General features: G+C 64.2%; 7 protein-coding genes, 1 other RNA gene and 1 pseudogene. 3 read left to right on the top strand and 6 right to left on the bottom strand.

Going from position 1 to position 12,299, the window contains the following annotated elements:
• Nucleotides 1-6 precede the first annotated feature (6 nt).
• The 3 genes and pseudogenes from A985_RS0118440 to A985_RS0118450 form a co-directional block, all read left to right on the top strand.
• Nucleotides 7-1,176, top strand: a complete 1,170-nt coding sequence (locus A985_RS0118440) for an acetyl-CoA acetyltransferase (RefSeq protein WP_017234851.1) — start codon at nt 7-9, stop codon at nt 1,174-1,176.
• Nucleotides 1,173-2,795 (top strand): acyl-CoA synthetase, encoded by a 1,623-nt coding sequence (locus A985_RS0118445; protein WP_017234852.1) that lies wholly within the window; start codon nt 1,173-1,175, stop codon nt 2,793-2,795. The genes A985_RS0118440 and A985_RS0118445 overlap by 4 nt, the downstream gene beginning before the upstream one ends.
• Nucleotides 2,796-2,962: 167 nt before the next feature.
• Nucleotides 2,963-3,397: pseudogene (locus A985_RS0118450) on the top strand (Fic family protein); the annotation flags it as partial.
• A gap of 175 nt (nt 3,398-3,572) precedes the next feature.
• On the opposite strand, the gene ssrA reads toward A985_RS0118450, so the two are convergent.
• The 6 genes from ssrA to A985_RS0118475 all read right to left on the bottom strand — a co-directional run bounded on the left by ssrA (nt 3,573) and on the right by A985_RS0118475 (nt 12,246).
• Nucleotides 3,573-3,931: a transfer-messenger RNA gene (gene ssrA / locus A985_RS27700) on the bottom strand.
• Nucleotides 3,932-3,961: 30 nt separating this feature from the next.
• On the bottom strand, nt 3,962-7,966 hold the full coding sequence (locus A985_RS0118455) for a DUF748 domain-containing protein (protein ID WP_017234854.1): 4,005 nt from the start codon (nt 7,964-7,966) through the stop codon (nt 3,962-3,964).
• 111 nt (nt 7,967-8,077) lie between these two features.
• Nucleotides 8,078-8,803, bottom strand: coding sequence for an HAD-IA family hydrolase (locus A985_RS0118460; protein ID WP_017234855.1), 726 nt, complete (start codon nt 8,801-8,803; stop codon nt 8,078-8,080).
• A gap of 1 nt (nt 8,804) precedes the next feature.
• Complete coding sequence (ubiG, locus tag A985_RS0118465) at nt 8,805-9,503, bottom strand: bifunctional 2-polyprenyl-6-hydroxyphenol methylase/3-demethylubiquinol 3-O-methyltransferase UbiG (protein ID WP_026132131.1); 699 nt, start codon at nt 9,501-9,503, stop codon at nt 8,805-8,807.
• A 217-nt stretch (nt 9,504-9,720) separates the two neighbouring features.
• Nucleotides 9,721-10,854 carry an alanine dehydrogenase gene (gene ald, locus A985_RS0118470; protein WP_017234857.1) on the bottom strand — a complete coding sequence of 378 codons (1,134 nt, stop codon included), beginning with the start codon at nt 10,852-10,854 and terminating at the stop codon, nt 9,721-9,723.
• A gap of 105 nt (nt 10,855-10,959) precedes the next feature.
• Entirely contained in the window at nt 10,960-12,246 is a 1,287-nt protein-coding gene (locus A985_RS0118475) for a D-amino acid dehydrogenase (protein ID WP_017234858.1), read from the bottom strand.
• Nucleotides 12,247-12,299: the final 53 nt, after the last annotated feature.

The raw sequence follows: 12,299 nt of genomic DNA on the forward strand, positions 1-12,299 counted from the left end.
GACAAGATGAATACGCAACCCATGCTGGTTGGTTGGGCGCACTCGCGCTTCGGCAAGCTTGATGCGCCTGACGTGGAAACGCTGATGCGGGACGTGATCGGCGACGCGCTGGCGCATGCGGGCGTCGTGGCCGAAGACATCGACGCGGTGATGGTCGGGGTCTACAACAACGGCCTCACACCGCAGGGCTTCGAGGGCGCCCTCGCTTCGCTCGCGCAACCGGGCCTGCGCTTCGCACCCGCGATGCATGTGGAGAACGCCTGCGCGACAGGATCTGCAGCGCTTCATGCGGCGATGGATTTCATCGCGGCAGGGCGTGGCAAGCTCGCGTTGGTGATCGGGGCGGAGAAGATGACCGCCGTGCCGGGGCGGGCCATTCCCGACATCCTGATGAGCGGGTGTTATCGTCGCGAGGAAAGCAACCCCGACGGCTTCGCCGGCATTTTCGGACGGATCGCGCAGGCGTATTTCGAGCGCCATGGCGACCACAGCGACGCGTTGGCGATGATCGCGGCCAAGAACCATGCGAACGGTGTGCGCAATCCCTATGCGCACTTGCGCAAGGATCTGGGGTTTGCGTTTTGCAATACACCGTCGGAACAGAATCCATTCGTCGCCGGACCGCTGCGCCGCACCGATTGCTCGCTCGTCTCCGATGGCGCCGCAGCGATGGTGATCGCCGCGCCCGAGGTCGCGATGACGATGCAACGTGCCATTCGATTTCGCGCCCGCGTGCAGGTCAACGATTTCCTGCCGCTCGCGAAGCGCGATCCGATCGCGTTCGAAGGAGCGCGTCGCGCGTGGGGCAAGGCGCTCGACAGCTCGGGGGTGACGCTGGGGGACCTGAGTCTTGTCGAGACGCACGACTGCTTCACGATCGCCGAGATGATCGAGTACGAAGCGATGGGGCTCGCCGCCCCCGGTGAGGGTTGGCGGGTGATCGAGGAGGGAGTGACGTTGCGCGACGGGCGCTTGCCGGTCAACCCGTCGGGCGGGCTCAAGTCGCGCGGCCACCCGTTGGGCGCAACGGGGGTCTCGCAGCATGTGATGGCGGCGATGCAGCTCACGGGGGAGGCGGGCGACATGCAGATCGCTGACGCCGCGCTCGCGGGTGTCTTCAACATGGGGGGCGCCGCAGTGGCCAATTACGTCTCGATCATGGAGCGCGCCAAATGAGCTTCATCCACATGACGCCGACCTCGGCACGAGTGATGAACCTTGCGTATTTCGCGACGCGCAACGCGCGTCGTTTTCCGAATCATTCCGCGATCGTTTTCGGCGAACAGCAATGGACGTGGCAAGCGTTCGACGCACGCGTCTCGGCGCTCGCGGCGGGCTTGCGCGCGGTCGGTGTTGGCGCCGGCGATACCGTGCTTGCCCACTCGCGCAACAGCAACGAGATGATCGAGGCGATGGTCGCCGTGTTTCGTTTGGGGGCGGTCTGGGTGCCGACCAACTTCCGGCTCGCGCCGGGCGAGGTGGCCACCATGGCACGCGTGGCGGAACCGACGGTATTTCTGTGCCAGACGGATTACCCGGAACATGCTGCGGCGGTTGTCGCGGAGCGTCCGGGCTGCAACGTCGTCTGGTTCACTGGCGACAATGCGGTGCCGGACGAATCGCCGCACGTGAGCGCGCTGATCGATCGCCACCTGTCGGCCCCGATGGCCAACGCGGTGGTCGAACGCGACACGCCGTGCTGGCTGTTCTTTACCTCGGGCACCACCGGGAGTCCAAAGGGGGCGGTGCTCACGCATGGGCAGCTTGCGTTCGTCATCAACAACCACCTGTGTGATCTCATGCCTGGCCTGACGCACGAGGATGGCTCGCTGGTGGTCGCGCCGATTTCGCACGGCGCGGGCATGCATCAGCTCAACGTAATGGCGCGTGGCGGCACGACGGTGATGATGCCGGCCCAGAAGCTCGATCCGGCGCAGGCGTTCGCGCTGATCGAGCGGTATCGGCTGACCAATATGTTCACGGTGCCGACCATTCTCAAGATGCTGGTCGAGCACCCGGCTGTCGACGCGTACGACCACGCGAGTCTGCGCTACGTGATCTACGCGGGCGCGTCGATGTACGAGCAGGATCAGAAGCGCGCGCTGGCCAAGCTGGGACCGGTGCTGGTGCAGTATTACGGCCTGGGGGAAGTCACGGGCAACATTACCGTGTTGCCGACATACGACCACAACGACGAGACCATCGCGTTGCGACCGCGGACTTGTGGGGTCGAGCGCAGCGGCATGCAAGTGACGATTCAGGACGACGCGGGCAACGAACTTGGACCGGGCGAGACGGGCGAGGTCTGCGTCATCGGTCCGGCGGTTTTCGCTGGCTATTACCGCAACCCCGAAGCCAACGCCAAGTCGTTCCGCAATGGCTGGTTCCGTACGGGGGACATCGGGCATATGGACGAGAACGGTTATGTGTATCTGACCGGTCGCGCTTCGGATATGTACATCTCGGGTGGCTCCAACGTGTATCCCCGCGAGATCGAGGAATTGATGTTGACGCACGGAGCGATCACCGAGGTTGCGGTAGTTGGCGTGCCGGATGCGCAGTGGGGCGAGGTCGGTGTGGCCGTCTGCGTTTTGCATGCCGGGGAGGGGATGGACGAATCGGCGCTGCAGGATTGGCTCAAGACCCGTATCGCCAAGTACAAGGTTCCCAAGCGAATTGTCTTTTGGGACGCACTGCCCAAGTCGGGCTACGGCAAGGTGCCGAAGCGGATGGTGCTCGATGAGTTGAAGCGGCGCGATGAGGCCTCTCAGGAGGTGGAGATGCGGTCGGATTGAGGGGAGGGGGCGGTGCGGTGAATGGGCCGCACTATCACCGCATTACATGCGGCGAATAGCGTACGTTTGCGGAGATTACGGCCCATAATCTCCGCATGAAAAGCGGCGATTACACTTGTATCTGGCAGGCTGGCGACTGGCCATGTTGGCGCCACGATCTGGTTAGTCTGGCCCGAGCCGATGGCAGTCCTCAGCGCTTTTACAGTCTGTCGGCGCAAATCCAACGTGAGCGCAAGGCCTACTACGACATCTTGGAGCGCACGCAGAAGCGATCGCTCGATGTCACGGAGTGGCTCGCCTGGTTCTTCGAGACACTGCATCGTGCTGTCGATCAGGCACAGAACACACTTGACGCCGTGCTGTCCAGGACTCGGTTTTGGCAGCGTTGGGCGGCAACGCCGATGAACGAGCGACAGGTGAAGGTGGTCAATCGGCTACTCGATGGCTTCGAGGGTAAGCTCACCAGCAGCAAATGGGCGGCGATCGCCAAGTGTTCACAGGACACTGCGCTACGAGACGTTACCGAATTGCTGACCCGTGGGGTCCTGCGCAAATCGGATGCGGGTGGACGCAGCACCAGCTACGAGTTGAGCGAATCGTGAGGGTGAGGGGCGAGTCGACCCGGACAAAAATGCCTGAGGTCGGGCGAAATCGGCTGACATGCACCGTCATCTCGACGCCGTGCGCATGAATTGGTGCGTCGCGAGCGCCTGGCGCCGGACCTGATGAGACGAGAAAAGAAAAAGCCCCAACTGGGATCAGTTGGGGCTTCAATATTGGTGGAGCCGGCGGGGATCGAACCCGCGTCCGCAAGTACTCTACGATCAGTTCTACATACTTAGTTCAGTCATTTGATTTAACCGTTTTGTCGCGGACGAACACGCTACGCAACAGCGATCCACTTGATTTTAGGCCCCGGCGCCGTGGCACCACCGAAGATTATCTGACGTGAATAACCTCGCTTGGTATTGCTACCCTAACCCGTCAGAGAGCTAGTGCGAGGCAGGCGCCCTTAGGCAGCCAGTGCGTACGAGTTATCGTTTGCAGTTACTAATTTTCCCATTGATTAACGAGGTGACGGGTCCTCGGTATGCCCTGATTCGCTTCGCTACCCACGTCGAAACCATGTCGGCCCCAGTGGTAACGCTGATTATGACACAAATGGCCTACTTAAGTTCAAAGTCCACCCGTGTCGTCGCCCCCTTGTCCTTGATGCCGTCCGCGGTCAGCTTCGGCGCCACCACGAACATCCGATCCGACGCGATCTTGCCGTCCAGCCACGACCGTACGCGCTGCGCCCGCCGATCCGCCAGCGCCCGCAGATCGTCGTCGCCCACCTTGATGTTCGTCTCCATGAGCTTTTCCATTTCGTCGTCCGGCAGCGATTTGGCAAACCCGATCATGTTGCGCGGCTTGGCAAAGTCCGCTGCCTTGTAGGCGGCCGTCAAGTACTTGCTTCGCTCCTCCGGACTTACCTTCACGGTGTCCACGTCGATGCTCTCTCCCTTGCCGACCATCGCCTTGACCTTCTGCGCCTTGATCGCGCGCTCCACCGCTACCTTGCGCAGACCGTCGGTATCTTTCGCCGGATCGACCCGGCCCTCGATATCCAGCTTCAACGCCGTGCGATCCGTCAGCGCCTTGACCAGCGTCTCCAGCCGCTTCTCGCTCTCCGGCGTCAGACGCGCGCTGCCTGGCGCGAACTCCACGTAGCTCAGCTCCTGGTCGCCGCCGCCAAACGCCGACGCCAGCAAACTGAACGGCGCCGTCGCCGCCTTGACGATCAGGTTCACGAACGCCCGGAAAATCACCCCGCCAAGGCTGAACTGTGGATCGTCGAGCGAGCCGGAGATCGGGATGTCCACATCGATTTCGCCGCGCGAATTCTTCAGCAGCGATACCGCCAGACGCACCGGAAGATTGGTCGCCGTCGGGCTGTCCACATGATCCCCGAACGTCAACTGGTCGATGAAGATGTGATTGTTCGCCGTCAGCTTCGCCTGATCGAGCAGGTAGTGCACATCAACCGTGAGCTTGCCCTTGTCGATGGGGTAGCCCGCGTACTTCGTGGAGTACGGCGTGAGATTGGTCAGTTCGATACCGTCGGCCTTGGCACTCAGATCCACGAACGCCATCGGCGCAAGCGGATTGATCTTGCCGTTGATGCCGATCGGTGAATTCCTGTTGACCTTGCCTTGCAGCGAGACCGCAGCGGGCTCGGTCGTCGCAGTGCCGAATGCGCCGATTTGCCCACCAATATCCGTCAGGTTCGCTGTGTAGTTCGGCTTGACGAAGTTGTCCGTGAAGTTGATGTTGCCGCCTTGCAGCGTGATACGCCCGATGTGGACGTCCGCAGGCAGCGCCTTGCCAGCCCCGTAGCCCGGGCCGCGCTGTGCCGTCGTCTCGCCAGGCTTCTGCGCTGGCGTCTCGGCGGCCGTCGGTTGTCCCGCTTCCACGGCGGACGCCGCCGCATCGAGCGGTGGCTTGGCCGTCGATCCACCGAGCGGCACGCCTTCGTTCGCACGCGTCAGCGAACGCGGTGCCGCTTCCTTGTTGCCGACCACATCGGCCAGATTCAAGCGCCCGTTCGCGTTGATGATCAAACGCGCGTAGAAGCGCGACAACGCAATGCTGCCCAACTGGACGTTAGGCTTGCCGCTGCCCACCGCCAGATTGATCTGCTGCACCGCCAGCGCATTCCAGCGCATGAAGTCATCCGTCGTGACCTTGTCGAGCAGACGCACGTTGCCCAGCGTGGCATCGCCGCGGTAGGTTGCCTGCGGGGTGTCGCCCTTCATCGCGAACGTGGCCCGCCCGTTGCTGGAGAGCAGCGCGCTCGCGATGCTCGCGTTCAATTGGTCACTCATGTACGAATCGAACGCCGCCAGATCGAGCTGCTGCGTCTTGATCTGAAGATCGGCCGCGAGCGGTTGCGGCGTGACGTGACCCGTGGCGTTGAGCGACCCTTTCTTATTGAGCGTGCCGCTGATGTCCACCTGCAACGGCTTGCTCATGTCCTGCGACGCGCCTTGCACCTTGACGTTGAGCGGTGCGAACGTCGCGTTGATCGGACGGCCTTTGACGTCGCGGTCTTCAAACCCGAGGCTGGCGTTTTCCAACGCCACCTTGCCGACAGTCCATTGCCAGCCGCCCGCGCTCGCCTGCGCGTTCGATGAAGTCGATGCGGCGGACGTCCGCCGGCCGCGCTCCGTGCCCACGCGCGCCTTTATATCTTTGCCTTTGCCTTGGTTTGCGGCGGCTTTCGGCTGGCCATCGCCGGTCAGGGCGAGCAGGTTGATTTTGCCGTCCTTGTCGCGACGCGCCGACACCTGCAGCCCGTTGACGGTGACCTCGTCGAGCGCCGCTTGCCGCGCGCCCAGATCGAAGTGTGAGAGTTTCACTTCAGCCTTGGCCAGTTTGACCGGCGCGTCGCCCTTGAGACCGGTCAGCCATTCGATCTTCTCGAGCGTGGCCGTGGCCGGCGCAATTTGGACGTTGGGCTGCTTGTCGGGGGCAAACGCCGCGCTGAACTTGGCCTGGGCGCCGAGCGTGCCACTCTTGAGCTCGCCCGCGAGCGCACCTTGCGCGAAGGGCAGCAGGGCGGCGAGCGCAATCGACTGGGCCTCGAGTTCGCCGCTCGCGTTGTACGCGGGCAGGCTGAACTGGCCGTGCGCCTTGAGCCACCCGCCGCTCTGGATGCCCAGCGAGGCGTCGTACGTCGCGGGGTCCTTGCCGAGCGTCGAGAACTGCTTCACGCCGATCTGGATATTCTCCAGCGCGAGGCTCGCTGGTTTCGTGCCGCGCTCGTCGGTCAAGCGCACCTTGCTGTTGACGAGCGAGACGTCGCCGACCAGCAGGTCGAGCGGCGCGGGTTCGGCAGCGGCCAACGCTTTCGCCTGGGCCGCTTCGGCCGCCGACGCCGGCGACGCAGGACGTGCCGTCTGCTCGGCCGGCACCTTCGGTGCCGCCTTGGCCGCTTCGCTCGCTTGCGGCGACGCCGCAGCCTGATCCACCGCCTTGCCCACCGCCTTGATGACCTGACGCTGCGGCAACAGCGCCTTGGCGACGTTGATCGAGCCGTCTTTTTCCAGCGTGACGTGCTGGTCGAGACCGTCGACTCGCACACTATCGATGTGATAGACATTGCCAAGCGGCTCGACCTTGCCCAGCTTCACGTCGACTTGCTTGACGGCGACGAGCGGCGAGCCATCCGGCTCGTTGACCACGGCGTCGGACAATCCCGCCGTGCCCGTGAGCAGCACGTGATTGCCGTCCTTGTCGCGGGTGAAATGCAGCTTCAGATCGGTACTGATGGCGCCGCTCTTGATCTGCGCGGGCACGTTGACCGGCGAATATCCGAGGTACTTGGTCAGATCGAACCGGTCGAGCTTGATGTCGACCGTCGATTCCAGCGAATCGGCAAACGGCTTGGTCTGGCCCGAGATCCGTACCGGCGAGCCGTCGATGGAGGCCTGCAGCAGCGGCTGCACGAAGATGTCGGTGTCGGCCGGCAGGTTCGCGATGAACGGCACGCCGACCTGCAGATGATCGATGACGTGCTTTTCGTTCTGCACGGCGTCGTCGAAGCGCACCGTACCGTTCTTGATCTGCACATTATTCAGCGCAAAGCGAGCGGGCTTCGACGGCTCGGGGGACGGCGGTCCCGACGTTGCGCGATCGATGATGTCCGAGAAGTTGAAGCGCTGTGGGGCCGTGCGCACGATGTTGAGCACCGGCGTGTCGACGTAAAGCTCGTCGACGACCGGTGCAAAGCGGAACAGCGAACCCCACGAGGCGTTTACGCGCAGCATGCCCACGTCCACGAATGGCTGCCCCGGCGTTTTGTCGCCGATATGGACCTGATGCAAATCGAGTCGCAGTGTGTACGGGTTGAAGCTGACGTCGCCCACGCTCACCGGTCGTTCCAGATAGGCCGAGAGCTTTTCGATGGCGTAATGCTTGACCACCGCCGGCACGGTGAAATACCCGATGACGCCAAACACGGCGATCACCCCGGCGGTCCACAGGCTGGTCTTGCGCGCACGGCGGCGCACGTTGGGGTCGCGCCCGAGCGCGCGGGCACGAACGAGACCTTGTTGCAGACGAGTGCCGTCGGCGGACGATTCCGGCGAGGCTGAAGGGGGTTTGCGATCGTTCTCTTGCTCGGCCATGCGGTCTCCCGTAAGTCGCCAGTGACGCAGGCGCCGCGCCTGCGTTGCGCGGCGAGACAGACCCGGGATCGGCTGCGGTGGCCCCGTCCCGGGAGGTAATGGCCCGACCCGTCAGGCCGGCAACATTACCAGCGGGGCGATCGCCCCCGCGTGTTCGACGACAGCGTCCGCCTGCCACTCGGCAGGGGTCAGCGAGTCGCCGCAATAGCCATAGGCTGCCGCGACAGTCGCCATCCCTGCCGCCTTGCCCGCCTGGATGTCGCGCAGGTCGTCGCCGACGTACACGATGCACCCGGGCGCGATGCCGATGCACTCGGCGGCGTACAGCAGGGGGGCGGGGTGAGGCTTGCTGTGCGGCGTCGTGTCACCCGATACCACGCACGCGGCACCCTCGGCGAGCCCGAGCAATTTGACGAGCGGATCGGTCAGACGCGCGGCCTTGTTGGTCACGATGCCCCACGGCATGCCACGCGCAGCCAAGGCCTCGAGCAGCGCGGGAATCCCGTCGAACAGGCGACTCTGCACGCACAAGGCGGCTTCGTAATTGGCGAGGAAGGCATCGCGCAAGGACGGGAACGCCGCATCCTCAGGGGCGACGCCGAAGGCGCTGCCGATCAGTCCGCGCGCGCCGTGCGACGCTTGCAAGCGCAGCGTCTCATAGGGACCCGGCGCCAGACCGCGGTCGGTGCGCACCTTGTTGACGGCGGCGACGAGATCGAGCGCCGTGTCGGCCAGCGTGCCGTCCAGGTCGAACAGCACGGCGCGAACGTTGCCGTTGAGCAGTTGTGCATCGGCGCCGAAGGGCGTGTCGGGGACTCGGGCGGGGGGCTCGAACATATCAGGCATCGCGGGTGCACGCGATCATGTAGTTGACGTCGGTGTCGCGGTTGATCGCGTAACGCTTGCTCAGCGGGTTGTAGGTCATGCCGCGCAGATCCCGCACCGTCAGGCCGCTGGCGCGGGCGAACGACGCGAGTTCCGACGGTCGGATGAACTTGGCGTAGTCGTGCGTGCCACGCGGCAGCATGCGAAGCACGTACTCGGCGCCGACCACCGCCAGCAGCCAGGCCTTCGGGTTGCGGTTGAGCGTGGAGAAGAACACATGACCGCCCGGTTTGACGAGCGTTGCGCAGGCCGCCACGACGGATGCCGGTGACGGCACGTGTTCGAGCATCTCCATGCAGGTCACCACGTCGTACGTTCCCGCATCGCGCGCGGCGAGCGCCTCGGCGGAGATCTCTTCATAGTCGATGGACAGGCCGGCTTCGAGGCTGTGCAGATCGGCCACGCCGAGCGCCTTTTTCGACAGGTCGATTCCCTTGACGTGTGCGCCCTGGCGCGCCATCGATTCGGAGAGAATGCCGCCGCCGCAGCCGATGTCCAGCACGCGTTTGCCCTGGAGCGGCACATGCTGCTCGATCCAGTCGAGGCGCAGCGGGTTGATCTCGTGCAGCGGCTTGAATTCGCTGTGCGGATCCCACCAACGGTGGGCCAATTCACTGAATTTATTGAGTTCTTGCGGGTCGGCGTTCATCACTTGCTCATGGACAGGGACGGCTTGGGGACAGGCAGAATGCCGCGCGGCAGCACGTGCCTGGGTACCGGCTTGACCGGCGGGCGCCGTCGAGATGAGGCAAGTATAACGAAGGGAGTGTGCCCATGTCCAAAGCGCGAGGCGTGGCGCGGCGCCGGGTGTGAAGCACCCCGGCGTCGCGCCGATGCATCTACGCGCCTACGCGTTCACGTCGTTGTGCCTACGCCGCGGCCGGTAAATTCGCCAGCACGGCATGCGGATCGTGATAGACCAGGCCCAGCGCGTCAGCGACACCACGATTGGTCACCCTGCCGCGCGCCACATTGAGTCCGGCAAGCAGGTGCGGATCGGCGCGCATCGCGGCGACCGGTCCATGGTCGGCCAGTTGCAGAATGAACGGCAACGTCACGTTGTTGAGCGCGAACGTGGAGGTGCGCGGCACGCCGCCCGGCATATTGGCGACACAATAGTGCACGATCCCTTCCACGACGTAGACCGGATCAGCGTGCGTCGTTGCGTGAGAGGTCTCGCAACAACCGCCCTGATCGATCGCGACATCGACGATGACAGCGCCCTTGCGCATGAGGCCGAGCATCGCGCGCGTGATGAGTTTCGGCGCCGCCGCGCCCGGAATGAGGACACCGCCGATGACGAGATCGGCGTCGTGCAAATGCGTTTCGATGGCGTGTTGCGTCGAGTAGACCGTCTGGACGTGGCCACCGAACTGCGCATTGAGGCGGCGTAACGCGTCGACCGATTTGTCGATCACCGTCACCTGCGCGCCAATGCCCACGGCCACCGTCGCGGCATTGGTGCCCACAACGCCACCGCCCAGGATCACGACTTTGCCGGCTTCCACCCCCGGTACACCGGCGAGGAGCAGACCCAGTCCGCCATGCGTCTTTTCGAGCGCGGTGGCCCCGGCCTGAATCGACATGCGTCCGGCGACCTCGGACATGGGGGCGAGCAGGGGAAGTCCGCCGTTCGCAGACGTCACCGTCTCATAGGCAATGCACGTGGCGCCGCTCTTGAGCAGGTCACGCGTCTGGTCGGGATCGGGGGCGAGATGGAGGTACGTGAAGAGTGTGTGATGGGGCTGAAGCCGGGCGCGTTCGACGGCCTGCGGCTCCTTGACCTTCACGATCAGTTCGGCGCGATCGAACACGTCGACCGCCGTTGCGGCAATGCGTGCACCGGCGGCGGCGTAGACCGTGTCGTCCATGCCGATGCCGGACCCGGCCTGGGTTTCGATCCACACTTCGTGCCCGCGGGCGACGACTTCGCGCACAGCGGCGGGCGTCATGCCGACGCGGTATTCGTGGTTCTTGATCTCCTTGGGTACACCGATTCTCATGATGCGTCTCCTTTTTTGTGATGTGACAGCAAAAAGTGACGACAGCGCATGCCAACGTTTCGGCGGCGCCAATCAAAACGGCACCCGAAGGTGCCGTCTGGAAGCTCAGGCGAAGGCCGGTTGGGCCTGCGCGTCGGGCGCGCGGCTGTAGCGCGCCACCGACAGATCGTCGGCCAGAATCGCGGGCCGCCGTCCCGACATCAGATCGGCCAGCAACTGGCCGGAGCCGCAGGACATCGTCCAGCCCAGCGTGCCGTGTCCTGTGTTCAGGAACAGATTGCGCAGGGCGGTGGCGCCCACGATCGGCGTGCCGTCGGGCGTCATCGGGCGCAGCCCCGTCCAGAACGAGGCGTCGGCCGTGTTGCCGGCGCCTGGATACAGATCGTTCACGACCATTTCCAGCGTGGCGCGGCGAGCCGGGTTGAGCGTCTTGTCGTAGCCGACCACTTCGGCCATGCCGCCAACGCGAATGCGGTCGTCAAAGCGGGTGACGGCGATCTTGTAGGTCTCGTCGAGCACGGTCGACACCGGCGCGCGCGATGCGTCGGCGATGGGCACCGTAATCGAGTATCCCTTGAGCGGATACACCGGAATGTCGACCAGGCCGCGCAGGAACGGTGTGGAGTATGACCCGAGGGCGACGACGTAGGCGTCGGCGCGCTGCACCGTGCCTGCGCAGACCACGCCATCGATCTTGTCGCCGACAACGTTCAGACCGTCGATCGGCATGTCGTAGCGGAATTTCACGCCGAGTGCCTCGGCCATCGCCGCCAGACGCGTGGTGAACAACTGGCAGTCGCCGGTTTCATCGTTGGGCAGGCGCAGGCCGCCCGTGAGCTTGTGAGCGACGGCCGCCAATGCCGGCTCGGCGCTGGCAAGTGCCTGGCGGTCGAGCAACTCGAACGGCACACCGGCCTCTTCGAGCACCGCCATGTCGCGCGCGGCGTTCGCCAGTTGCTCGTCGGTACGGAACAGTTGCAACGTGCCCGCCTGACGACCTTCGTAAGGAATGCCCGTCTCCGCGCGCAGCGCACGGAAGCAATCGCGGCTGTACTCGGCGATCCGCACCATGCGTTCCTTGTTGACGGCATAACGCTCGGGCGTGCAATTGCGCAGCATTTGATAGAGCCACTTGAGTTGCGTGAGCGTGCCGTCCGGACGGATGGCGAGCGGGGCGTGCTTCTGGAACAACCACTTGATGGCCTTCGTCGGAATGCCCGGCGCTGCCCACGGCGAGGCGTAGCCCGGCGAAATCTGGCCGGCGTTGCCGAAGCTGGTCTCGAGCGCCGGTCCGGCTTGACGATCGAGCACCGTGACGTCGTGCCCGGCCTTCGCCAGGTAATAGGCGCTGGTGACGCCGATGACGCCGCTACCGAGAACGATGACCTTCATTGCGTTGACTCCTGTAAAACCATGGTTATCCAGTAATAATTGGCATAGTATTA

The sequence above is a fragment of the Pandoraea sp. B-6 genome, from assembly GCF_000282835.1.
Classification (GTDB): Bacteria; Pseudomonadota; Gammaproteobacteria; order Burkholderiales; family Burkholderiaceae; genus Pandoraea; species Pandoraea cepalis.